General features: G+C 47.4%; 20 protein-coding genes. All 20 read right to left on the minus strand.

Annotated features, from left to right (window positions below):
* Positions 1-119: 119 nt before the first annotated feature.
* Positions 120-1,322, minus strand: coding sequence for a methionine adenosyltransferase (metK, locus tag NST07_RS31665; RefSeq protein WP_076109642.1), 1,203 nt, complete (start codon positions 1,320-1,322; stop codon positions 120-122).
* A gap of 268 nt (positions 1,323-1,590) precedes the next feature.
* Positions 1,591-1,863 carry an alpha/beta-type small acid-soluble spore protein gene (locus tag NST07_RS31670; protein WP_341096786.1) on the minus strand — a complete coding sequence of 91 codons (273 nt, stop codon included), beginning with the start codon at positions 1,861-1,863 and terminating at the stop codon, positions 1,591-1,593.
* Between the two features lie 149 nt (positions 1,864-2,012).
* Positions 2,013-2,552 (minus strand): hypothetical protein, encoded by a 540-nt coding sequence (locus NST07_RS31675; protein WP_342480750.1) that lies wholly within the window; start codon positions 2,550-2,552, stop codon positions 2,013-2,015.
* A gap of 102 nt (positions 2,553-2,654) precedes the next feature.
* Positions 2,655-5,384 carry a hypothetical protein gene (locus tag NST07_RS31680; protein WP_342480751.1) on the minus strand — a complete coding sequence of 910 codons (2,730 nt, stop codon included), beginning with the start codon at positions 5,382-5,384 and terminating at the stop codon, positions 2,655-2,657.
* Between the two features lie 501 nt (positions 5,385-5,885).
* Positions 5,886-6,227: a hypothetical protein gene (locus tag NST07_RS31685; RefSeq protein WP_038597365.1), complete on the minus strand. Its 342-nt coding sequence runs from the start codon at positions 6,225-6,227 to the stop codon at positions 5,886-5,888.
* 255 nt (positions 6,228-6,482) lie between these two features.
* A complete protein-coding gene (locus NST07_RS31690; RefSeq protein WP_342480752.1) occupies positions 6,483-10,388 on the minus strand; it encodes an S-layer homology domain-containing protein in 3,906 nt (1,301 codons plus the stop codon).
* Between the two features lie 213 nt (positions 10,389-10,601).
* Positions 10,602-11,729, minus strand: coding sequence for an MraY family glycosyltransferase (locus NST07_RS31695; RefSeq protein WP_341380008.1), 1,128 nt, complete (start codon positions 11,727-11,729; stop codon positions 10,602-10,604).
* A gap of 113 nt (positions 11,730-11,842) precedes the next feature.
* Positions 11,843-12,601 carry a WecB/TagA/CpsF family glycosyltransferase gene (locus NST07_RS31700; protein ID WP_341380010.1) on the minus strand — a complete coding sequence of 253 codons (759 nt, stop codon included), beginning with the start codon at positions 12,599-12,601 and terminating at the stop codon, positions 11,843-11,845.
* A gap of 6 nt (positions 12,602-12,607) precedes the next feature.
* Complete coding sequence (gene csaB / locus NST07_RS31705; protein WP_341380428.1) at positions 12,608-13,741, minus strand: polysaccharide pyruvyl transferase CsaB; 1,134 nt, start codon at positions 13,739-13,741, stop codon at positions 12,608-12,610.
* Positions 13,717-15,753 carry a DUF5693 family protein gene (locus NST07_RS31710; protein ID WP_341096799.1) on the minus strand — a complete coding sequence of 679 codons (2,037 nt, stop codon included), beginning with the start codon at positions 15,751-15,753 and terminating at the stop codon, positions 13,717-13,719. The genes csaB and NST07_RS31710 overlap by 25 nt, the downstream gene beginning before the upstream one ends.
* Positions 15,754-15,914: 161 nt before the next feature.
* The gene (locus NST07_RS31715) at positions 15,915-17,633 is read right to left on the minus strand and encodes a phospho-sugar mutase (protein ID WP_342480753.1); all 1,719 of its coding nucleotides are present in this window, start codon (positions 17,631-17,633) and stop codon (positions 15,915-15,917) included.
* Between the two features lie 48 nt (positions 17,634-17,681).
* Positions 17,682-18,104 (minus strand): 3-hydroxyacyl-ACP dehydratase FabZ, encoded by a 423-nt coding sequence (fabZ, locus tag NST07_RS31720; RefSeq protein WP_341380011.1) that lies wholly within the window; start codon positions 18,102-18,104, stop codon positions 17,682-17,684.
* A gap of 293 nt (positions 18,105-18,397) precedes the next feature.
* Positions 18,398-18,628, minus strand: a complete 231-nt coding sequence (locus tag NST07_RS31725; protein WP_341096802.1) for a DNA-directed RNA polymerase subunit beta — start codon at positions 18,626-18,628, stop codon at positions 18,398-18,400.
* An 8-nt stretch (positions 18,629-18,636) separates the two neighbouring features.
* A complete protein-coding gene (locus NST07_RS31730) occupies positions 18,637-19,458 on the minus strand; it encodes a flagellar hook-basal body protein (RefSeq protein ID WP_341096803.1) in 822 nt (273 codons plus the stop codon).
* Positions 19,459-19,472: 14 nt separating this feature from the next.
* Positions 19,473-20,348 carry a flagellar hook-basal body protein gene (locus NST07_RS31735; protein WP_341096804.1) on the minus strand — a complete coding sequence of 292 codons (876 nt, stop codon included), beginning with the start codon at positions 20,346-20,348 and terminating at the stop codon, positions 19,473-19,475.
* Positions 20,349-20,398: 50 nt separating this feature from the next.
* The gene (locus NST07_RS31740; RefSeq protein ID WP_341096806.1) at positions 20,399-21,397 is read right to left on the minus strand and encodes a rod shape-determining protein; all 999 of its coding nucleotides are present in this window, start codon (positions 21,395-21,397) and stop codon (positions 20,399-20,401) included.
* Positions 21,398-21,525: 128 nt separating this feature from the next.
* Entirely contained in the window at positions 21,526-21,813 is a 288-nt protein-coding gene (gene spoIIID, locus NST07_RS31745; protein ID WP_038597396.1) for a sporulation transcriptional regulator SpoIIID, read from the minus strand.
* A gap of 225 nt (positions 21,814-22,038) precedes the next feature.
* Positions 22,039-22,779 carry a M23 family metallopeptidase gene (locus tag NST07_RS31750; RefSeq protein WP_038597399.1) on the minus strand — a complete coding sequence of 247 codons (741 nt, stop codon included), beginning with the start codon at positions 22,777-22,779 and terminating at the stop codon, positions 22,039-22,041.
* Between the two features lie 61 nt (positions 22,780-22,840).
* Positions 22,841-23,992 carry a stage II sporulation protein D gene (gene spoIID, locus NST07_RS31755; protein ID WP_341096807.1) on the minus strand — a complete coding sequence of 384 codons (1,152 nt, stop codon included), beginning with the start codon at positions 23,990-23,992 and terminating at the stop codon, positions 22,841-22,843.
* 182 nt (positions 23,993-24,174) lie between these two features.
* A complete protein-coding gene (gene murA / locus NST07_RS31760; RefSeq protein ID WP_341096809.1) occupies positions 24,175-25,551 on the minus strand; it encodes a UDP-N-acetylglucosamine 1-carboxyvinyltransferase in 1,377 nt (458 codons plus the stop codon).
* Positions 25,552-25,632: the final 81 nt, after the last annotated feature.

Consider the following 25,632-nt stretch of genomic DNA (forward strand, 5'->3'; position numbering starts at 1 on the left):
CTCTATAAGATAAGTTGACTTATATATAGTTTCAGCATGTGCATACAAAAAAGCCCGCAAAAGCAGTTCTTCCTTGAATCGAAGAATTGCCTTTACGGGCCTGATTCTAAAGCTATAAATTATATCCCAGCCTGGTCTTTAAGCATTTCTGCCTTGTCCACACGCTCCCAAGGAAGATCAATATCCGTACGTCCAAAATGACCGTAAGCTGCAGTTTGTCTATAAATCGGCTTGCGCAGATCGAGCATGGAAATAATTCCGGCCGGCCGCAGATCGAAGTTGCTGCTGATTAACTGAGCCATTTTTTCCTCACTGATTTTACCTGTTCCGTATGTATCTACATTAATCGAGACAGGATTAGCAACGCCAATGGCATAGGCCAGTTGAATCTCGCATTTGTCGGCAAGACCAGCGGCCACCAAATTCTTGGCGACATAACGGGCGGCGTAAGCTGCGGAACGGTCGACCTTAGTCGGATCCTTCCCTGAGAATGCCCCTCCACCATGACGGGCATATCCGCCATAAGTGTCGACAATAATCTTGCGGCCAGTCAAGCCTGCATCACCTTGCGGACCGCCAATAACGAAACGGCCTGTCGGATTAATGAAATATTTAGTATTCTCATCAAGCAATTCGGCAGGAACAACCGGCAAAATAACATGCTCCTTAATATCAGCCTGAATTTGCTCAAGCGAAATTTCTTCGGCATGCTGTGTGGATACCACTACAGTATCTACACGTACCGGTTTTTCGCCATCATACTCAATGGTCACCTGTGTCTTACCATCAGGACGCAAATATTCCAAAGTGCCATTCTTACGGACCTCAGACAGGCGCCGGGCAATACGGTGGGACAAAGCAATTGGCAGTGGCATCAACTCAGGTGTTTCATTCGTCGCAAACCCGAACATCAACCCCTGATCACCGGCGCCAATGTTGGCGGTTTCTTCAGCAACCTGTGCAGGATCGCGGTTCTCCAGCGCAGCATTTACACCTTGGGCAATATCTGCAGACTGCTCATTCAGCGAGCTGAGAACGGCACAAGTATTATAATCAAAGCCATATTTCGCGCGTGTATAGCCAATTTCCTTAATCGTATTACGTACAATGGCCGGTATATCTACATACTCCGACTTTGTACTAATTTCGCCAATGACAAGTACAAGACCCGTTGCAACCGCTACCTCACAGGCGACACGTGCATTTGGATCATTAGCCAGAAAAGCATCCAGTACCGCATCAGAGATCTGATCGCAGATCTTGTCCGGATGTCCCTCCGTTACGGACTCGGAAGTAAATAAATGACGTCCTTTAATCGACATGTACAATAACCTCCCATATGGATAGTCTGACACTGTATAAGGGGGCTCCTTAACAAATAACAGGCCACATAAAATAAGTATAGTATAAATATCGGAATACCGCATATCTTAAAAAAATGAACCTTTTCCGCATGGAAAAGGTTTATGGCTTTCCTCAAAAGTCATATTATCTTATTTGCAGGATGGTGTCAATTATAGCCATTGTTACCCGTCATAGCGTAAGGCACTAGCTTATACCCCGCAAGCAAACCCTAGAGTGGTTCGGGTATTAAGTAAACAAAGATTGCTCAGCTTGTTTAACCAGTCTCTTTGTAATCTCTCCACCTACAGATCCGTTGTCTCTGGATGTAAGATGTCCGAGGTACTGACTACGCCCGATTCCACCTGTTCCACCCAAAGCCCCCAGTTCAGAAGCAAACTCTGTATCAGCCCCGCCACCGTAAGAAGCTCCGTATAGTCCGAATTCAGCAGCGATCTCGTATTGCATCTGTTTAAGCATTGCCCGGCTCTCCGGTACAACTGTGCGATTAGTACGTGCCATGTTACAGCACCTCCTGAATTTTTTTAAGATCACAGGAAGTATTGTGTGCTCTTTACCAGGGCCTCAATCGCCTCAATGTTTGTCAACAGTGGTAAACTGTGCCGAAGTATGATGAAACCTATATTAGGACATTCTATTTATATTCGAGCCTATTTCAATGTGTAGGCTCCGCGTACCATGACAACCAGACCACCGGCCTGACCCTCTTGCACCACTATGCCCCGTCCGGCACGAGGGAACGATAACAGATGATTGGATGGTACTGCAGTACCGTTAACCAGATCTGCTCCATCCGTTAAATCAGCAACACCATTGCTGTCCTGAGAATAAATAGCAGCCTTTCCGGCGCGGACGATAAACTCGGCACCCGCTCCGGCAATCAGAGTCTGACCTGCTTTCACATCAACAATCTCAACTTCCTCGCCTTTATTTTGGCTAGGTGGTGCTGTAGGCGTAGGGGTTGCTGCAGGCGTTGGTGTCGCTGCTGGAGCCTGTGTAGCGATAGTCCCGCCCTGAATCGCTTTTTGGATCTGTTGATCCACATAGCTTTTGGTAACTACTGGATCTTCAGACGTCCCTGGCTGGTTGCCCACACTGGCACCGTCAGCTTGACCAAAAAAGAGGGATCCACCCCACAGACTGCCTGTAATAAGCACAGCTGCTGTCATTATTCTATAAGTTGGTTTCATACTAACCTCCAATGTACTGGGATTGTAAGCCTTATTACATAAAAAGTCTAAAAAAAAAGAATAGCCTCCGAAGAGGCTATTCTGTGCTTCGGTAATCGGAGATTACTTAGCGTTTACTGTCTTATCACCAACGATAGTGTTACCTGCGATATCTGTAGCAGTTGCGCCATCGATAACTCTAACAGTAATATTATTTACGTTGTTAGCGTTGAGGTCAGGATATCCTGCAAGTCTAACATAATATTTACCTGCATCGTTACCAACACCGGCGATGAAACCACCAGTAATTGCTGTTGCAGTCGAGCTGTTGTTCACAATAATTACGAAGTCGCTAGCCTTAAGAGTAGCAGCATTGATCGGCTCAGAGAATGTCAATTGCAGAAGTGAAGTATCTCCAGAAGAGACAGCTGCTGAATCCAAGGTCGGTTTAACACCGTCTGCCAATACTGGCTTAATAGTAGCGCCGTAAGTACCATTTCCTGCAGTATCAGTTATACCGGATGCAATAAATTCAATTGCTTCAGTTTTGCTGATTGCTGATTTAGGAACGCGTACTTCAACTACTGCTTCTGTAGGAGCTGTTGAAGTTCCTTTAGATGTCAATAGCTGTGGATAGGAATTGATAGGAAGTGCTTTGCTGCCCAAAGTATAGCTGTTCAAATCACGCAGGGACGTCACATTCAGACCAACGTTGTCTTTAACTGTTACGGTGAAGACAACTTCAGTATCAGCTTTAGCTCCCTCAGAGTAAGTGATGCTTGTAACTACAGGTCTTTCAGTGTCAGTTGTAGTTGCAGCTGCTGCACTAACACTAATAGTAGTGCCAACTGATTTGTTCTTAGCAAGTGCCAAATCTGTTACTAGACCAGCAGGAAGACGCAGAGTATAAGTTCCACTAAGACCCTTCACATTTGGATATGTGAGCTTACTACCGTCAACAATCTTAGCACCACTGAAATCAATACCAGTTACTACTAGACCAGTAGAATCACTAATCAATGTTGGTGTTCCACCTACCAGCGTAACATCTTCGGAGTATGGTACAACCAGACCTTTATCAGTGCTGAATGATGCATTAGAAGCTACAGGAGCCGTAGTATCCTTCACAAGTGTGATCGGTTGAGTCACTGGTGTACCAAGCGTGTTGCCCAATGTGTCTTTAACAGTTGCTCCGAAAACAAGTGACCCAGTGTAAGAACCGGAATCTGGCAGTTTGAATCCAGCAGGAACTTTAAACTTAATAGTGTCGCTGTCAGCAGTTGCTTCTACACTAAGTGTTCCTTGGGACTCTCCATAAGTATTCAAGAATTTAACGTTACCAATCAAGGACTGATAGTTAACTTTCTTGTTGAACTTGACAGTGATAAGGCTATCACCTGTTGCAGTAACAGAAGTAATTGCAGGAGCAGCAGTATCAGAAGTTACAGCTACACTTGTTTTGATCGGGTTAGGACTTATCAGGTTGCCAGCAAAGTCACTAACATTCAACAGGGATACATCATAAGTTGTACCAGTCTTCAATGTACCTGCAGTCAAGCTGAAGGTGTCGTAAGTTTCACGGGTTACAGAAGCGGATACGCCGTTTACGCTAGCAATAATTCCGGCCGGTTTAACTGGCTCACTGAACTTCACAAGCACTTTATTAGTAGTATCCTTAGCTACAGCAGTTACGCTTGCAACTGTTGGAGCCACTGTATCAGCAACAGTCAACATCTGGCTGTACTGAGCAAGAGCTGTTCCAGCAGTTGTCTTAACTGCATCTGTTACAACAACAGTGTATTGGCCTTTAAGGAATTCAAGACCTGGGAACGTAACAACCGCTTCAGTTCCAGCAGCGTTAACGCTCACTTCAGCACCATCTACTGTAATAGCAGGTTGGTTATTCAAAGGAATTACTCTGATAACACCAGTTTTAAGCTTATCGCTAGAAACTACAGTTGAAGTATCAATTGCACGGTTGAATGTTACTTGCAATTGCTTAGAGTTCGGAGCATTTACAGAAACAACCTTAGGAGCTGCAAGAGTAACCTTCACGGTGTAATCAACGTTGTTGTGTTTGAAAGGAACTGTAGTTTCAACGCCTTCCACCAAAGCGGTAGTCAGAGTTACAGTTGTTGTAGATTTATCAGAGAAAGTCACCAATACGCTAGTTGGGTTCAAAGCATCACCCGAAACTACTGTTGGAGCTTTCGAGTAGTTAGCAGCAGCATAGGCTGCTTCTACTACCAAAGAGCGGGTAGCACTGGATTTGAAATCGATACCTTTTGCAACCAGACCAGCGTTAACAACTGCTTGTGCGTAACCTTTAGCCCATACAGCGGCGTTGTTGTCAGTTGTAGTAGGAGTTTCAAGTTTCAAAGCACGGTGCAGCACAGCTGCGATTTCTTGAACTGTAACTTTACCACTGTAGTTAAAGATACCTTTTACAGGGTCAGTTCCTTTCATGTAACCAGCTGCAGTTACAGCTTCAATGTAAGGAGTTGCCCACATAGTTTTAGTGTAACCTTTGTCTTTGTAAGACAATGTTGTAGGAGTCACTTCTGGAAGATCAAACAATTTAGTGATGATCTTCGCGAATTGAGCGCGATCCAGATCTTTTTCAAGATGCGCTTGACCGTCTGGGAATCCATCAAGAATACCTTTCGCTGCCAAAGCATCAAATTTCGCTTGCGGAGTTGTTGCAGTTTCACCAAATGCTACAGAGGCAAACATCGAGAATGCCATTGCTGTAGATAATGCTACGGATAAAATTTTCTTCATAACCTTTTTTTCTCCTCCTTGGACGTTCATGAACTGAGATTTTTCTTTAGTTGGGTAGCTCATGTCACTCATTAGCCGATGCACCCCCTTTCCCGAGTTGAGCATATTAAGTATAAATAATGTCTGTGACGGGTATCACAGAAACTTGTAAACCGATTTAAGGCATGACAATACTAGATTCCTAATTCTACCTAAGTATTATACAATGTGCCTCAAGTCACGTAAAGCTAATTTTTCCAATCACTGCGCTTCATTAATTTGGGCCATCCCAAATGTCTGGTGCAAATGACTCTACACTTTAAACGCAGAAGTTCTGGAAAAGTTGCGCCTTACTAAAAAAAAGTTTTTTTGGCATCCCGATGCCGCTCCAATAGAAGAGCATATGTAGTTCTACTAACTATTTCTAATCATGGGTGACTACGGGAAACAGTATAGCACATGAACTTTCGAAACGTCATTAAACAATATTTGTTAAGTTAATAAACATAATCACCTTTTTTCAAACCCAAAAATTTCTTTATCATCCAAAACAAAAAAGCGCCGTAACCGGCGCTTTCACTTTATAGCATATAACTAACGGATCTTCATCGACAGCTGAATCAGTTCCTGCCGCTTCTCAGGGCTTGAATTGACATTCTCGTACATTGTATCAATCGCTACTCGGTTCTCCCGATAGCTCTTCTCATGCTTAATTGTAGTATGAGACCACTCAATTAATGCATTCTCTGCAATAACAAGATCATTATATGCATCATGGAATCCTGTAGCTTGTACAAGTTCCTCCATTAGATCCTGTGAAATTTCCTGTAATGCTCTTTTTGCTGTGATTTCCTTTTCCAGGATTTTCGCTCTATTCTCAAACATATTCTTTGCTTTCATATAATCCAATTGTGCTTTTGCTAAAATCGGTTTCATGGATGGCTTTCACCTTTCAGAAAATAATATTTACAATATTATTGTAACGTAAATGGGAGCAGATTACAAAGTTATCTAAATGGAAATGCAACCTGCGTGAAGTCACAGCTTCTCCGAAGAACTATATATAGTCCGTTTCTTATTATACCCAAAGAAAATTGATTTATAAAGGCATACCCTTAACAACTCCATTTGCATACAAAACGGAGGGCAAGTAACCAGCCCTCCGTAATATCATAATAAATTAAAATGTATCTAGCTCAGGGTTTTAGGGAAGATGGTGGTGCTCTTCTTTAACAGTTCCACAGCGATCTTTCCTGCCTCAGCTCTGGTCATATTAGACTTAGGATTAAAGTTGTAAGACGCCTTCTTTTGACCAGCTATGCTTACTTCAGCGCCATTCATAATTTTCGCCTTCGAAACGGCTTGGACTGCCGACAAGGCATAAGACTCTATTTTACCGGAATCCAAAAATGACTTGGCGACTGAATCCTTTAATTTCTGATCGTTAGCTGCCAATTTCAATTTCAGGGCTCTGGCAATCATTACAGCTGCCTGCTCACGAGTAATTGGCTGATCCGGCGCAAATACTCCATCGGTAAGTCCAGTCACTATGCCTGCTCTCGACGCAGTTTCAATATGGGCATAGTCCCATGTGATTGAACTTGCTCCAGGCACCAGATCGGAATACGTCTTGTTGTCATCATAATTAAGTGGAAGATTCAAACCTTTAACCAGAAGTGTCGCGAACTCACCTCGTGTCGCTTGATCATCTGTTCCAAATTGCTCAAACCGAAGATTTTTCATAATACCCTTTGAGTAAAGAGCGTTCAAAATATTTCTGGCCCATTGATGATTCGTGACGTCATTATAGCCCCGGCTCATTTTCATTACCTTATAATACCCAAATTCATCAAAAGGAACGGAGATCGTGTGCTTATTGGTATCTACAGTACCGCCAATATTCTCCCATTCCCTTTTATTGTTGTATTTGAAGACCGTAACAATAGTTCCCGCGTCTTGTACAACATTCGGGTCAAAGGCTAATGTCAATTTCCCCCGCTTAGATGGTGTAATGATACGTTCCGCTGGAGTCTGTGGATCCCCAAACAATCCATCTACAGAATAAGGAGCCAAACCATTCGTAGCTGGAATATGCCCTGGCGTTGATGTGGTTCCAAGCTCACCCAATCCTCCGCTGATCCAATACACTTCCGATATGCGTCCAAAATTGCTGCTCTCATAAGGAGAATTGAACCGGAGCGTAAATTCATCTGGAATCGTCCAAGTTGGTATGCCGCTCTCTTTAAAGGTTTCAGGGAAGCCGATGACGTTCCCATAATCGTTACGCCGTTCTACAACACCTGTGGATGGGTCTGCAATCCCAAACCGCAGCTTGTTATTAGGATAGTACTTCGTCAAATTACGCGTATCCGTACTTTGCATTACCGTTCCTTTTGGGAAGGTTAATTCCACTGCTTTGTTAAACACACTGTATTTGTCTGCTGTTTTAGGTGACATGTATTGTGCATCGACCGCTACTGTACCGGTATAGAATATTGAAATAGTGTCTGTACTTGTCGTAGCACCGCGAACAATTTGAATTTTGATGCTGTTAGCTTTATCTGCCTTCAACCCTACATAGTCCAGTGCAAATCTCCCTGGCCCCAAATCCGTACGTTTGACTGCTTTTTCTTTGTCTATGATGACATCTGTAGCCCCTTCAGCTTCAATATCAAAATGAACAAAGTTTTTATTAACAACATATTGAGTACCTACAGAAGGCTGAGGAGAGAGAATACGATAGGCACTTACTTCTCTAACAATCTCCAGCTTCTGACTTGTTTTGGCTCCTGTACTATTTATCAGCTCAAGCGTGTAAACATACGTTCCTGGCGTATCATTCACAAGATCCTGAATCCGCATTACAAAGTCTTTTTGACTCCCAGCAAAACTGGTGGTATAGCGTTTATCTGCAAAACTCGGGCTGGGAGTAATCGGTGGATTGGGAATGGCAGGAATATCAAGTGACAGGATATTTTTTGTTCCCATATTCAAATTGAGTTTTACCGCACCGCTTCCTCTAAGTACCAGATCATAAGTTTTCAAGCTGGTAGTATACTGATTATCTTTGTATATAAAATCAGGAGTTAAGTTAAATAGTTTGGTCAGCAGTTCATCCGTTGGTCCAAACTCCCTATCAGGAAACGTACTTCTAGCAGTACCCACCGCGGGTTGAAACTTACTTATGGTTGATACGTTCTCATCGAGAATGTAAATGCGCAGTTCCTTGCGGACTTCCCGGGTTTGCCCCTTTTCATCCGTACCTGTGCCTGTAAAGACAATTTTATTCTCTCCAAACACTAATGGACCCGTGGTCGCATTAATCGCTAAATTAACTTCAAATCCACCTGCGGCGCTTTTAAACCAAGTTTTATCTAAGCCGGTTGATCTTTGTTTTGTTCCATTCACATACATTTCAGCCACGAAGTAATCGGAGTTTGAATTGAAATCAATATATTGCCCCTTAATAGCAAGGCTCTTGCCAGCCTCGGAATCAATAACAATAGTCTGTCCATCTGTAAGGTTGGATACATAAATATAGCTTTTAGAGGCAAAGGAAATATTAACATCCTTATATGCAGAGGAACCCTCAATGTTAAATCTAACGGTCTGGTTCCCGTTTTGGAAATCCTTTATTTTAAAGATATGCTGTGTATCTGAAACAGAAGTCACCAACTCCGGTGTCAGACCTGCAGTGGAAATCGGTAAATATTTCGCAATCAGTTTCGCCGGGCTAGTCACTGCTGCATTTGTTTTAACCGAGATATAGAACTCACTGGCATCCACCTTAGCCCCATTCAGAGCTATCCCGGGTGGAATAACGCCAGTTCCATCGTATCCTGCAAGATATTTCATATCCGTGATTACGATTCTATCTTTCATATACTGAAAATCAAAAGAACGATTTATAGTTTTAGTTCCGTAAGCTACCGAAAGATTATGTGTTTGCGTCTCTAATCTGTTCGCTGGCGTTGCATTGTCTTTGTTTAGGGTCAGCGGCATCTCAAAAGAAACCAGCCGATAGGACGGTGCATTCTTGATAGGAGAGGGTACCAAAACCTCATCTCCCGCGTTCAATGCGATAAGACCAGCGCTGTCCAATGTTATACCGCTCCCATAGGTAGGCGTTGATACTGCTCCATTCATTTTCACTACTGCCGAACCCGCAAAAGGGACTCCCGCAGTATCCTCAATCATCATTTGAACCATTAATTTTGCAGTATCTGAACCTTCTGTCATCACCGGCTGACCACCCAGCAGGTCCTGACCCTGATTGTGCGAATCAACCAAATACATTTTAACTATAGGATTCTTCTCATCATAATAAAAAAGCGTATATTCAAAGCTCAACGTATCTGAGCCATTCTGCACGACTAATTTCAGATTATTGACACCCGGATTAAGCGCCATACGCTGTGAGAAGAACGTTCCATCCTGCAGTAAGGAGGTATTTGATGCACTTTCATTATTAATGGCAGCAGTAACCTTTGTTGCATTTAACGCTTTACCTTCAAGTGTAATTTCTTTGGTGGCTACGACCAATTGTGCTCCTTCGTTCAAATTAAGCTTCTCTGAGCCACCCAGAACTTGAAGTCTCTCGACATAAGGAACCTGATCAAATAGTACATAAAAAGCCTCAGAGCGATCATTGCTTCCCTGTGAGCCTGTAAGAGTAATCTTGTTCATGCCTGGAAACAATGTCAGATTTGCGGTAAAGCGGTTGTCAGGACTGTCAATATCCAACTGCACAACACCTGGCGTTACATGAGTAGCATCTTCTACCCATTTCCCATCTTCCCAGTTCAAACGTTGTACATTGGCCCCCAGAGTAGAACTCGTAACTTTTGTAAATGTTCCTGTAACTGGTAAACTAGCATCCGTTACCTGTAATACATTAGTTCTTGAGATTTGATTTGTTGCTGGAGGCAGTAATGTCAGATCAACAGTGTTTCTCAATTTCGTATTATCTGGCGTAAAATAACTGGTAGGCTTAAGCGTGTCTGCAGCCACTGCAGTATTCATAAGTCCAGTTGGAATTAAAGATACAATTAAGGCGAACAGAAGCGTCCATACAAATGGCTTTCTCATGCGCTGCATGTCATTAATCTCTCCCTTTTGATGATATTAATTATTTTATCGGTCCTAGAGAAGATAATTTGAAGGAATTCCTTGAATTTTCTATACACTTATCATTCGTGCTTCAACAGATTCCTTCAATAAACACCCTCTAAAATGCAAAAAGCCCACCCTTCATCAGGATGAGCTTTTCAAAAAAAATATATAATAGCAATACAAATCTATAAACAAACCCTACAGCTTCGAGCCTCGTTCCTGACTAACTTTCATTCGCATTCTCAGGAAGAAGTCAATTACAGGCCGTTTAGTCTTACTAATAACACCGGTAATCTCCGCGCCAATTTGCAGGAAGAACAGCATTACACAAATGACTACAAAAGTAACCCAGTTTGCTTCGTAAAGTGAGGCAGAGGTCTGGATAACAGCCAATACACCGAAAAATGTTGCAATTCCATAAATGATCAGTACCGTTTGACGGTGGCTGAACCCCAGTTCGCGCAGGCAATGATGCAGGTGGCCTTTATCCGGTGCAAATATCGGTTTCTTCTGCAGCTTGCGGCGTACGATGGCAAAAAAGGTATCAGACAAAGGCACCCCGATAATGAGGAGCGGTGTAATAAAAGAAACGACGGCAATTTGCTTAAACCCAAGAAGTGCAAGCAGAGCCAAGCAAAAACCTAAGAATAGTGAACCTGTATCACCCATAAAAATTTTGGCGGGGTGAAAATTAAAGAACAGAAATCCTATGATGCTGCCCAGCAGCAGCAGGCACAGAAGTGCAACCATGGTATTTCCCATCAAGAAGGCCATCACTGCAATGGTGGCAATAGCTATACCGGATACCCCGGCAGCAAGCCCGTCCAACCCGTCAATCAAGTTAACGGCATTCGTGACCCCCACAATCCAGAAAATAGTCAGTGGAATAGCAATCCAGCTTTCCAGCGAAGAATACGTATTATGAAAAGGAATATTTACGAAATCAACAGTAATACCAAAACCGAAGACTACTATGCAGGCAGCCGCAATCTGGCCCAGCAGCTTCACCTTTGCCGAAAGTTCGAACCGGTCATCCAAACCGCCGATCAGAACAATCATTCCGCCGCCACACAGCAGCGCTTTGATGAAGCTTACCTCCCGCGGAGTGAAGTCATAAGGAATAATTGGCAATACGGCAAGCAGGCCCAACACAAACGCCAGAAAAATACCAAGTCCGCCAAGGCGGGGCATAATCTTCGTATGCACTTTACGGGCATTCGGCACATCTGTAGCGCCAATCTTAATAGCGAATTTCTTCACCAGCGGCGTCAAGAGTAAGGCGAGTCCCATGCACACAACAAATCCGGCGATGTATATGATTAACATTTGATCAGTCGACCCCCATTTCTCTACCGCATTGAATTATACGCTGAACTAAATACAAATTCCAATTCCGTTTTTGGGCTGCTATTCTTATTTTCACGGTGAATATCCGCATTTTACTGAGCTTTTGTCACTTTATCTTTCTCACGCATCACTTTTACTGCGAATTTCGGCAGCGCAAGCATTCTTTTATAGCGTGTTGGTTCTTTAAGAAGACGATATAACCATTCCGCTCTAAGTTTCTGGAAGGCTATGGGAGCGCGTTTGGTCTTGCCCGAGATCACATCAAAACTCCCTCCGACCCCCATCATCACCGGAATATTCAGTCTGGATTTGTACTTGGCGATCCAAGGCTCCTGGCTGTCAGCGCCTCTGGCAACAAAGAGCAGATCCGGCTGGGCCTCCAGAATTCCAGAAATAATCTTCTCGTCGTCGTCGGGTCCAAAATAACCATCATGATATCCCGAGATTACGATCCCGGGATACTGAGTTTGTAACCGGGAGGACGTCTCATGAATCACTTCCGGGGTAGAGCCCAGCAGATAGACCTTCCAGGTATATCTTTCGCCTTGACGCAGCAATTCATGTAAAAGATCAAATCCGGCCACACGCTCCGCCACGGGTTCACGACAATATTCCGCAGCCCACACGACGCCTGTCCCATCAGGCACCACCAGCTCCGCCGATTTCATGATTTCCATGTATGCTGGATTCTCCAGCGCGGTCATAACCATGATCGGATTAGCAGTAATTACCTGGTGCGGTTCACGGTTGCGGACTGCTTCTGTCAAATAAGCGACTGTGGCTTTCATATCGATTTTAGATACCCTGATGCCAAAAATTGGAACTGTAGGTACCGGACTTTCTGCTTTCACTATCAATCATCCTTTGCGGTGGAAATATTCAACAATTTGCCGGGCAGGAGCCTCGGCTTCTTCAACTAAGGCAGCAATTAGCGGCTCACGCTTAAGTTTCCAATCGTCTCCTGCTTCCAGAAGATGAAGGACTTCAGCGGCAACTTCTCCGCCGTCAAGCGAAGTCGTAGAACCGACGGGCCGACAGTCGATCCGCTCAAGAAAGTGATCGATCTTAGGATCATAGGAGATCCCCATCAGCGGCACACGCCTTCCGGCAGCATAGATGAGACTGTGCAGCCGCATCCCGATCAGCATATCGCATTCTCCTACCTCGCGCAACATCTGCCGGGGATGGAGCGCATCTTCACAAATGCTGATCCTGCCGCCCTGGCGCGCAATACCCTCCTCCAGTTTCTGCATCACATAACGCGAAGCCTCATTATCTGAGGAATGATGGAAAGGCAGGAAGCGCAGATGCAGCGGAACTTGCCCACAGGCAATTAGCAGGCCTTGCGCAATGGCATCCAATTCCTTACGGGACTGCTCCCAGTAACGCACCGATATCCCGACGGTCTTCAATGCAGTGTCGCGGGTAATCTCCTCAAAGGGTTGGGAAGCCTCTGGAAGAGAGAGTCCCATCACAGGATCAGGAACAACCACAACTAGTTCCCGGTCAAGCCCCATAGTCTGCAGCAGCTGGCGAGATTGCTCATCCCGCACAGACACATAGCTGCATTTGCGGAAAACGGATTTGATCAGCGGATGGAACAGCTTCCGGTTTACCGGACCGATGCCCTGGGCATAAATAAATGTCGGCTTTCTCATCCATTGAGCCAGCTTTATAATCCCCAGGTAGTAGGGAATACTCTTGCTGCCCGTCACGTCCTGCAGCAGGCTTCCGCCGCCGCTGATGAGACCTGCACTCTCGTAAATGGCCTGGCGTACCTCACCCAGCTTCATCCGGTGAACAGCTTTTACACCATAAGTAGCCGTTGTCCACTCCGGATCAATGGATAACACAACAGGTTCAACCGGTATGCCGGCAGCTTGTGAATGCTTCTGCAGCGCATCTAGAATGGACTGCAGCACTGCCTCATCCCCGCTGTTGCGGAAACCATAATAGCCGGAGAGAATTATTTTTTGAGCAGCGGCGACCATCGTTTCCAACACCCTTCTGCAATCTGCCATACGCCAACAGCGATGAGTCCAATAATCAGACCAAGCCCCAGTCCAAGCAATCCGCGAACAAGTGAAATCAGCATAGGAGAATGGATATGGGCGAAGGTATCCACCATCGAAAGCTGGCCGATGACCGCAATAATCATAATAAACGCGGCATTCCGGTATTTATAGGCCATGAAAGCACCCAGAATGAACAGCGGATGAGCCAGCAGGAATTCTTTATTGCGCGGCCGGACTTGAACTGTATTCTCCAGGAAGGTACGGAAAGTCATCTCCAATGGACTTACACTACCGCTGTTTCCAGTCCGTTTTAAGTAATACCAGCCAATGATCAACAGAACACCGGCAGCAATAACCATTATGAGTGTAATGGGAGTACGCAGCAGCTTGCCTGTCTTGTTAAAGGTGAATTCACCACGGTATAGAAGTACATACAGCGCAGTCAAGGCAATCGGCGCCAAATGCAGCAGGCTGACACCGCGGAACTGATTGAGCACAAGGCTGTACGTAATGTTGTTCAGAAGTGCAATTACAAACGGTACGGCACTAAGCGAGATCAGTGCTGTCTTCACATAAAGTACAAGACTGTGCGCCAAACGCCGCTTGGGACTCATGACCGTATAGGTTAGTTTATTGATTCGAAGCGGCGGACCCTGTTCATTAATCTTGCGGATCGCCATTACTGTCGCCACAGTCGGGGCGCTGATAGCTACCGCAAGTGCCAATGCCTGTTCAAAAAGCTGAGGCTTTATTACAAGTAATCCGGCACTTCCCAGCAATCCCAGTACCCAGGCAGGAAGTGTGAGCCATGGAATGAAAAATGAGACAAGCAAAGCTACCATGGATACCGCACCAATCACAGCCCCAAGCTTGAAATAACGCTGATAGGAGGAGTCAACGACTTCAAACGCCGTGGCTTGTCCCAGGGTAAAACCGTTATCCTCAATTTTATCTACAGCACCCCCGGGATCGCTTAGACTCGTTATGAGGTTATCGAGCGTGTCGGTCACCTGAGCTTTAGCAGTGTTTCTTGACGGAATCGTGTTGAGATAGATCATCCGGATATTACGGTCTTTGGTTGCAAGCGCGAAACGGTCAGCAATGACTTCCGGTGCCAAGCTGGAATCTCTTTCACTGAGAGAATACAACCGTGCGACGTTATAGTCGAGCTCATAGGCGAGTTTATTAAAACCTTTTTGCTGGGCCTTAATATTCTCAATTGCAGCAATCCCCATTCCGCGTTCCTTCATAAGTTTTCCAAAGGCGTCTAAACTCTTTAAGTCAGCGTCATCATTATATCCCTTGACCGACTCGCCTTCGAAAAGAATCCGCTTGACCCCGAGTTCCTCATAGCGGTCCAGCAGTTTCTGTACTGCCTCCTGGTTATACTTTAAGGAGTCCACTAGACGGGGGACAATGTTGAACCCTTTGCCATGCAGCATGTCCAGCGTCATCGGATCCGGCTGTAGAGGTTTCATTGTAGCATCTTCAATAGGAGTCTTGATGATCAGCCCCTGCTGTCCGCGGAAACTCCAGTCCTCCGTTCCAATGTCAAGACTGCTGAACGCTTCACGTATCATCGACGAGAGTGCATCACTATTATCTGCGCTCGTAAAGAGGACATATGTATAGTTCTCATTCTCCGGAATCACAGTGTCGGTAAGATTAGCGATATCAGCCGCTCCCCATAACATCAAACGGCGGGCCTTACGGTAATCCTCAAGCGTGCTTTCATAAATTGCCATGCTCTGAACGCCGGCATCCTTTAAACGGTCAAGCTGGTCGGAAATATAATCCTTTGGATTAGAGCGGTAGCTGGCCACTTCAACCAGATCGCGGTAATCAAATACAAATTCAACCGTTTTGGATGATTTCTCCGTCTGCAGCCGGTCATAAACAACCGGTAGCGCAGCCAAGACACCAATTATTACGATAATCCACAACCACTTTCGCGAAGCTATATTCCATCGTTGCCATTTCTGCTGCACCAAAAGTACCTCCTCTTTCACTTTGAAGCCTAGTACCGTTTATAAAACAGTCTTCACTGCCAAGCTGCATATTAATTAAAATCGCTCTAAACTCAAGCAGAAACGGATGTGCATCCGGTTAGGAGCAGTATCCGTTTCTGCGGGAAATTAGCTATCTCGTATTATTTCCCGTCAACGCGGGTCATAACCTGCTGCGTAAGTGCAGCAACCTTATCCTTGGCATTCTGGAGCGATTCACCGCGAACCGCAAAGTACACCTTGATCTTCGGCTCTGTACCGGAGGGCCGCAGGCAGAACCATGAACCGTCGGATAACAGATACTTCAGCACATTTTCCTTAGGCAGGCCATTCAGCCCCAGAGAGTAATCCAGAACCTCGCTTACAGAAGCACCTGCGATTTCCTGCGGGGGATTGCTGCGCCAGTCATTCATAATTGCCTGAATCTGGGCCACACCGTCTTTACCCTTCAGCGTGCGTGATTCCAGGCTTTCCAGGAAGAAGCCAAACTTGCTGTACAGCTCCTGAAGCACATCATAAAGCGTCTTGCCTTGTGCTTTGTAATACGCCCCAGCTTCTGCAATCAGCATGGAAGCCAGAACGGCATCCTTGTCCCGGGCATAATTGCCGGCAAGGTAACCATAGCTCTCTTCGTAACCGAAGAGGTACGTATATTCCCCGGACTGTTCGAACTGGGTCATTTTCTCCCCGATATATTTGAAGCCAGTCAGCGTATTGAATACAGTAGCACCATAATGCTCGGCAACCGCTGCGCCCATTTCACTCGTCACGATGGTCTTGACAACAGCACCGTTCTTCGGCAGCTTTCCTTGTTCCTGCAAACGGCTCAGGTAGTAATGGATCATCAGAGCCCCGGACTGGTTACCAGATAAAACAACGAAGTTCCCTTCATTGTCCCGTACGACGGCCCCCATCCGGTCTGCATCAGGGTCGGTACCGATCAGCAGGTCGGCGTTTAATTCTTCGCCAAGTTTTATAGCCAGGGTAAAGGCTTCCCGCTCCTCGGGGTTCGGTGATTTCACCGTCGAGAACTCAGAATCCGGCTGCTCCTGCTCCGGCACCACATGGACCTGCGTAAAGCCGATCTTCTTCAGTACACTGCGGACCGGCAAATTGCCCGTTCCATGCAGCGGAGTGTACACAATCTTGAAATCTTTGCCAAGAGTAGAAGCGATCTCTTCACGGGCAACACTCACAGCAGCTACTGTATCTGTAAAAGCTTCGTCTTCTTTCTCTCCCAGCCAATGCAGCAAGCCTTGACTTTCTGCATCTTCACGGGAAATCCGCTTTACGCCATTGAAGGAATCAACCTCCAATATGTAGGAAATGACCTTCTCCGCCTCGTCCGGTACCAGCTGTCCACCTTCAGCATTATAAACTTTATAGCCGTTGTATTCCGGCGGGTTATGGCTTGCTGTGATAACAACGCCACCTGACGCCTTCAAATGACGGACAGTAAAGGAAAGCTGCGGCGTCGAACGCAGGGATGGAAACAGATGCGCCTCAATACCGTTGCCAGCCAGCACAAGTGCCGCCTCCAGCGTAAATTCGGGTGAGAAGCGGCGGGAGTCATGCGCGATCACTACAGAAGGTCTGCCTTCTCCAGTATGCTGCTCCAATATATAATTAGCGAACCCTTGAGTCGCCCGGCCTACTGTATATCGGTTGATCCGGTTGCTGCCTGCGCCGATAACCCCGCGCAATCCGCCTGTACCAAACTCCAAATCTCTATAAAAGCGTTCTTCCAGTTCCTGTTTTTCATTCGCAAGAAGGTTCAGTTCTGCCTTCGTATTCTCATCCACAGATGGGTCCTGCAGCCAACGTGTCAATGTTTCTAGCGCTTTCGGGCTTAATTCAGTCATATGAATCTCTCCTTATCCATATTATGATATATGATTGTATAACAGGTGCTAGCTGAGCGCGAACATAATTTCGCCAGAGGCGACAATCTTCCCCTCCACCTTCGCGGTGGCTTGGCCTTTTCCGATGCTGCCTTTAAGCCGGGTAATCTCCACCTCAAGCGTTAGCGTATCTCCCGGTACTACCTGGCCACGGAAACGGAAACCGTCCAGTCCGGCCAGAAAACCGATCTTGCCCCGGTTGGTTTCAAGTCCCAGAATAGCTACGGCGCCTACCTGTGCCAGAGCTTCCGTAATCAGAACGCCGGGCATTACCGGATAACCCGGAAAGTGACCGGTGAAGAACGGTTCATTTACCGTCACATTTTTGATGCCGACAGCCCGTTTGCCCATTTCTATTTCTGTAATTTTGTCCACCAGCAGAAATGGAGGCCGGTGGGGTATTATTTCTTGAATTTGATTGATATCCAGCATTGTCGCAAAGCTCCTTTCGGATGTAACCGCGTGTTTAAACCATCCGCTGAACAGTACTTTGGTTTTATTATTTTACAAAGTCTGCATAAATATTGGCGGCTTCGGTAAAAACTATAATTATCCTTCACCACCTGCAGCAGTGGAGGTTAAGATAAGGGGCTTTCTCCACCGCACGCGGCAGCATGGCGGAGAGGGCCCTTTTTGGCGTTCCTTGGTCCCCAATCATTATACATTTTCCAGTATAAAAAAGAAAACTCCCTTAGACAACCAGGGAGCTTTAAAATACCTCATATTTAAGGTGCGAACACCAAATCATATACATGCTTCCAGGTACTCCACAGAAGCACATCACTGAATTCCTTTTTGCCTAGAACGACGTAACCGACCACAAGACCACTCGCAAGTGCAGCTACAAGCAGCAAGGGAATCATAATCCACTGGATAATGGCCCATGTGGATACTCCCCGCTTCTTCACCGGCTGCCGTTGTTCTTCTTCCGGTTTCTTATTGTCCTGACGACTCATTCCTTCACCTACCCGCGCATAGAATTAGCCAGGCCAAGCATTTGGTCACTGGAGGAAAGTGCCCGTGAGACAAGCTGATAGGTGCGCTGAATCTGCATCATTTCCGTTATTTCCTTGCTGAGGTCAACGTTGGACTGTTCCAGATATCCGGAACGCACTCCTACTGCCGAGGCTTCACCCGGTGCTCTTTGGAGAAAGGCCTGCTGCGCTGTGACTCCGTCAGCAAGCACGTAAAAATTTCCGTCGACTGCCTGCATCGCACTCTTGCTTAGCGGCTCTACAATCATGATTGTACCCGCTACCCGGGCCGGCGCATTCTCGCTGGTCTTCGTGAGCACCCGGCCGCGCTCATCAATAGCGGCACTTACATTCGCAGGTACTGTTAAAGGGTTGCCATCAGTATTCAATACAGGATTGCCTGTATTATCTACCAACATCATATTATCAGGGTTGGAGGCATCCGGTGTAAAATGAAAATCCCCTTGACGTGTATAAGCGGTAGCTCCATTCACCTGAACCCCAAATAACCCGTTACCTTGCAGCGCCAGATCCGTCGGATTCCCAGTTTCTTGAAGCGGACCCTCTTCCCAGTTGGTCTTAACCTCAGGCACACGGACCCCAAAGCCGATATTGAAGCCAAGCGGCATGCTGCGGCCGGGCTGATCGTAGTCTTTGGACTGCTGCTGAACACGGGTCAGAACGTCCTCAAACGAACCTTCTTTGCTCTTATAGCCATTGGTACTCATATTAGCAAAGTTATCCGCGATAATATCCAGACGCTGCTGAAGGCTGGACATCGAGACAGAAGCGCTGATTGACGAATTGTTCATGGATTAATCCCCCTCTATACTCTACCGACTTCATTGACGGTCTTCTGCAGACTGGTGTCGTAGAATTGAATGACTTTCTGGTTCGCCTCATACGCCCGGTATGCAGCATTCATATCAACCGTTACCTGGGTAGGGTCCACATTGGAATTCTCCAAATATCTCTGGCGCACCTGCAGGTTATCTCCTGCGTTAGCATAGCGGATTTCCGCAGCCTCAATATCATCCGCATGGAAGACACCGTTACCGTCGCGCACTAGTTCCTGCGGTCTCGTGATTACACTTACACCAATTTTGGTTCCGGAAGGAAGCCCTGTAGCCGTATTGATCAGATTGCCCTGCCCGTCCACTTTAAGATTATCCTGCGGGCCTGTCAAGACCAGCGGGTTGCCGTTAGCATCTAGAACATTAAAACCTCCGGCGCTGAGCACCTGTCCGGTCGCGCTAACGCTGAAGCTTCCGTTACGTGTATATAAATTATTGCCTTCGTTATCTTGAACAGTGAAAAATGCCTGCGGCCGGTAGATAACCTCGCCTTCAGGAGTTACATATTTGCCCGACCCGTCAAAAGCTATGTTGTCTCCGGTAGCAGGGTCCGTGACCTGTAAGTCAGTAGACAAGGCAAAGTCAATCGACTTTCCGCTTTCAATCAGATCGCCCTGCAAATATTGGGAAACAGATTGTTCTGCAAAAACCCCTGTGTTGAGGCGGCCTACCGGCTTCGTGGTGCCACCACTCATGGCTGAAATCAATACATCAGGAAAGGCATGGCTGACACTATCGACCTGCTTGTACCCCGTTGTATTCAAATTGGCAATGTTTTGTACCGCCGTATCATGTCTGCGCTGCTGCGTGACCATCCCGGCAGCGGCCGTATATAATCCTCTAATCATGAGGGCAATTCCCCTTCCTGAATCTGCTATTACCCTTTATTATCGGCAGCTTAGAACTTTTTCTTAACAACCTTGTCTAAATGATCCAGCATAATCCCCGTTCCCTTGACCACACAGTGCATCGGATCTTCCGCAATCCAGACAGGAACATGCAGCTGCTCCGAGAGCAGCTCGTCCAGCCCGTTAAGCAGTGCGCCGCCGCCGGTCAGTACAACCCCACGGTCAATAATATCGGCCGACAGCTCCGGCGGTGTACGCTCGAGCACTGATTTTGCCGCAGCGACAATAGAGGAAACCGGATCCCATAATGCTTCTTTAACCTCACCGGAGTTAATGGTCAGTGTTTGTGGAAGTCCGCTCACCATATCCCGGCCGCGAATATCCATTTCGGCCTGCATCCCGCCTGGCCGGACTGTTCCGATGGTGACCTTAATATCCTCAGCCGTGCGCTCACCAATGAGCAGTTTATATTTCTGTTTGATATATTTTAAAATGGCATCGTCGAACTTGTCCCCTGCGATTTTGATGGAGGAGGCGGTCACGACGTCGCCCATGGACAGGACAGCTACATCCGTCGTTCCGCCGCCGATATCGACGACCATATTTCCGCTTGGTTGATAAATATCCATACCCGCTCCAATTGCCGCGGCCTTGGGTTCTTCTTCCATATATACATCCTTGGCCCCGCTGCGTTCCGCCGCTTCACGGATCGATTTCTGCTCAACTGATGTAATATTCGTGGGGGCACAGATCAAAATGCGGGGCTTAGCGTACCAAGTACGGCCGCCAACGCGGTCGATGAAATATTTCAACATCATTTCTGTAACGGCAAAATCAGCAATAACGCCGTCCCTAAGGGGACGAATGGTTGTAATGTTGCCAGGTGTCCGTCCTACCATGCGACGAGCCTGTTCACCTACCGCAAGGACTTTCTTCGTATCACTTTCAAGTGTGACCACGGAGGGTTCATCCAGAACGACTCCCCTCCCTTTAACATGAATGAGCACATTGGCCGTGCCGAGATCGATTCCGATATCCTTGCTAAGCATAATGAAAGAGCCCCCAAAGTGTTATTTTAAATGAGATTTGTTAGTGAGTACCAAATTTAAAAATACCATACTTTAGGGGATATACACAATGTAGTAAAAGCGAATTATTGCTTATAATTCCGAAAATATCATGGCTTTGCGGCTACGGCAACCTCACGTTTTTTACCGGTCGTTTTCTTATATTTAATTTTTGTGGCTTCTCCCCCCCGCAAATGACGGATTGATTTGTGATATTCGAGAATGTGCTTCACCTGATCGGCCAAATCAGGGTTGATCTCCGGCAAACGCTCGGTTAAGTCTTTATGCACCGTGCTTTTTGAAACGCCAAATTCCTTGGCAATGGTCCGGACTGTATGCCTGGTTTCCACGATGCAGCGTCCGATTTTGATCGTACGTTCTTTGATGTAATCGTGCACGCTCCCGCCTCCCAACTGTGGATAGTTTGGTACATTATATGAGGGGCGGGCCTATATATTCGCGCTTTCAGGGGATGACAAGCCCTGGAAGGCTCATTTTATTTCCTGGACAACCGTAAGAAGGGCCTATTTCGGCGGAAAACAGCTTACTTCTGTCCTGCTAAGTTTCGCTGGACGTTGCAACAAAAAAACAGGAGGCATTCGCCTCCTGTCTAAAAGTTATGCTTAACGCTGCGGCAGCAGATCCGAAGGATTGACTACCTTGCCATCCTCGTACACTTCAAAGTGCACATGGTTGCCAAGATTTTTCTCAATTTCACTGCGTCCGGCTGTTGCCAGCGTGTCGCCTTGCTTCACTTCATCGCCTTGCTTCACTTTGGTGTCGCCGAGGCTCTGATATACTGTCTTCAGATTGTTCGGATGGGTAATCTCTACAACCTTGCCGAACACTGCAACATCTTCAACCCGTGTTACTTCACCGCTAAGCGCTGCCTTGACATCAAACGTCTTGTTGTCCTCACGTGCGATGTCGATTCCGACATTCGGCACGAAGGTGTCATTGTACTGCACCATAGCCGCTACATGGTTCTCTTCTGTCCCATTCTCGTCATAGAACGGTTTTACCACTTCCACTTCTCCGGGACTGGCTACAGGCCAGGTCAGAGTTTCTGCCGAAGCGACAACTTCCAGAGCCTCAGGGTCGTTTGCTGCACCGGCTTCTTTGCTGGGTTTAGCGGCATCCTGTGAAACGACTGCGTTGGTGTCGGAGTTCAGCGGCTTCTGGCCGGCATCCTGATAGACCCACACCAAGGTTAGTATAATAGCCGCTGCCGCCGTGTAGACTGCCGGGAATACCCACCGTTTGGAGAACAGCCTGTTCCATGAAGAAGGCTTAGCGCCTGAATCTCCCTGCTTGTTTTTGAGAGATTCATCATGGGTTGATTTGTTTTTTTCTTGTTCATTCATATGTTTATCACCTCAGTAACCAGTGTTACCGGGCGCTTCGCTTTTATACGTATCTTTCAAGTTATTTTTTCAGAAGAGTTGAGACTTGAACAAAAGAGACACCGCTGTAATAGTGTTTGAGAATTTGTGTCGCTGTGCTGCCTTCCTTGGCCATGCCGTTAGCTCCCCACTGGCTCATGCCGACTCCGTGTCCATTCCCGTAAGTTGTGATTAGAATCTCGCTGCCCTTTCGCTTCCAGGTAAACTGGCTGGAGCGCAGCCCCAGCTTCTCGCGCACCTCCCGTCCGGTAAATACGGTTCCTCCAATCGAGATTTCCTTGACCCGGTGTCCCGCAGTCAGAGACAGTACTTTCACAGGCATCTGTGCAGAGGAAGAGGAGACCGGCTTCGCCCCTCCGAAAGCTGCAAGATCCTTGGAAGCAGGTAAAACCTTGGCGCTTAACCCCAGCTTGCCTATCAGCTCTGAAATACTAAAGGTATAGGTTACCGCGAGATTCGGTGTAATCTCCTGCTCCCAGGGGCTGGCTACACTGCGCAAATAAGGCACGGCGGCATTCCAGTAGTCTTCCGAATTTTCCGTATAGCCTCCGCTGGAGGCGAAAAAGGAGGCGGTGATCGGCTGCCCCTTATAGGTCATAATGACGCCGCGCGTTTCGCGGACCGCGCGACGGAGTTTGGCCAGCCCGGCGCTTTTGCCGCCGCGCACCCAATCCCGTTCCAGCGCCGCCTGCGAGACGTAAGCCTGATGGCTTACTGTATCGGTCACATCCGCGCCCGGAACGGGCACGCCACTGCTGTCGCCGGCCACCAGGCGGCGCATAATGAACGTGCGGGCGGCCACGGCCTGTGCTTTGAGCGCTTCGAGCTCAAAGTCCGCCGGCATCTCGGCCGCCAGCACGCCGCTGACGTACTCCTCCAGCGGCAGGGTCTCTATTTGTCCGCTCTGCGACAAATAGACATGCACTTCCGGCTGCGGGGCCTCCCTAGCAGCCGTCTCAGGCGGCACAGGCCGTTCCGTGGCCTGTGGCACGGCCTTAGGCGCTGGCTGCCCGCCTCCGCGCAGCGGGACAATCGCCAGCGGCAGCAGCAGCGCCGCCAGCAGCGGCGCTGCGAGCCAGGCGGCCGGGGCCAGCCGCCGGATACGGGGCGCTCCGCGCCGGGTGCGTGCGTAACGGCGTTTGAATTTGCGCCGCAGGTAGTGGAAATCTTTCATCTCTATGGCTCCTTCCGTAAGTCACCGGTGATTCTTATAGATATGAGTTTTCCACAACTGCTAGAACGCTATTCTGAGAGTGAGAGAATCAAATTGCCGTGAAGTTAGCAAAATTCCCAATCGGCAAAAAAAAGACCGCACCGCAAATGCGGAGCAGCCTATTTCATTTATATTATTTACGATTATACCCAGGTTGGCTGAATCTGAAAGCGCGGCTTCAGTTCATCGCTTTTGTACGATTCGCTTTTGGCAGCTTCCGGTTTGGCAATTTCTTCTTTGGATGCCGCTACAGCCGGCTCTTCCATGGAAATCCGCCAAATGTCTGCACCAAGTCCCGACAGCTTCTCAGCCAGATTCACATACCCGCGGTCAATGTGATGCGTACCGCTCACTTCCGTAGTCCCTTCGGCAACAAGTCCCGCCAAAATAAGCGCAGCGCCTGCACGCAGGTCCGTAGCGCACACTTTAGCGCCGACAAGCTGAGCGTTGCCGGTCACAATCGCCGAACGGCCCTCAATCTTGATCTCGGCGTTCATGTTGTGGAATTCATCTACATGCATAAACCGGTTCTCGAAAACAGTCTCTGTTACGACACTGGTACCTACGGAGCGAAGCAGCAGCGCCATCATTTGCGACTGCATATCGGTAGGGAAACCCGGATACGGCAATGTCTTCAGATCAACAGCCTTCAGTGGTTTATCGCTGATGACGCGCACGCCATTCTCATCAGGAATGATCGTAACGCCCATTTCCTCCATCTTGGCAATAACAGGTCCGAGATGATCGGCAATCGCACCTTCAACGTATACATCCCCGCCCGTGATCGCTGCAGCTGCCATGTAGGTACCTGCTTCAATCCGGTCAGGAATCACATGATGTTTTACGCCGTGAAGCCGTTCTACGCCCTCAATACGAATGACGCCGGTCCCAGCTCCACGTACAATGCCGCCCATTCCGTTCAGGTAGTTGGCCAAATCAACAATTTCCGGCTCTTTCGCGGCATTCTCAATCACAGTCACGCCTTCGGCGAGTGCTGCGGCCATCATTATATTTTCAGTCGCACCCACGCTGGCCACATCCAGATACACCTTGGCTCCACGCAGTCGACCGTTTGATTTCGCTTCAATGTAGCCTTGGCCCAAGCTAATCTCGGCACCAAGCGCTTCAAATCCCTTCAGATGCTGGTCAATCGGCCTTGTACCGATGGCACAGCCGCCGGGCAGAGAAATGCGTGTATGACCCATACGGGACAATAAAGGGCCCATTACCAAAAAAGAAGCCCGCATTTTCCGCACCCATTCATAAGGCGCTTCACAGGAAGTGATGCTTCTAGCATCAACCTCGATGATATCGTTCTGGTATGTAACACCTGCACCCAGAGATTCCAGCACTTTGCTGATAGTCATTACATCGTCTAGCGGAGGTGCGTCCACAATGACGCTAACTCCTTCTTCTGCCAATAGAGAGGCGGCTATGATCGGTAGTACGGAATTTTTTGCGCCGCTTACTTTCACGCTCCCGGTCAATCTGTTGCCACCGCGGACGATAAATTTGCTCATTTCGGTTTCCCTCCGCGTCCATATTTCTGAAATAATTTTGAATTTAAGATTCATTTGTTAAATACCGGATATTCCGTCTGT

This window comes from Paenibacillus sp. FSL L8-0340 (genome assembly GCF_038593145.1).
GTDB lineage: Bacteria > Bacillota > Bacilli > Paenibacillales > Paenibacillaceae > Paenibacillus_AQ.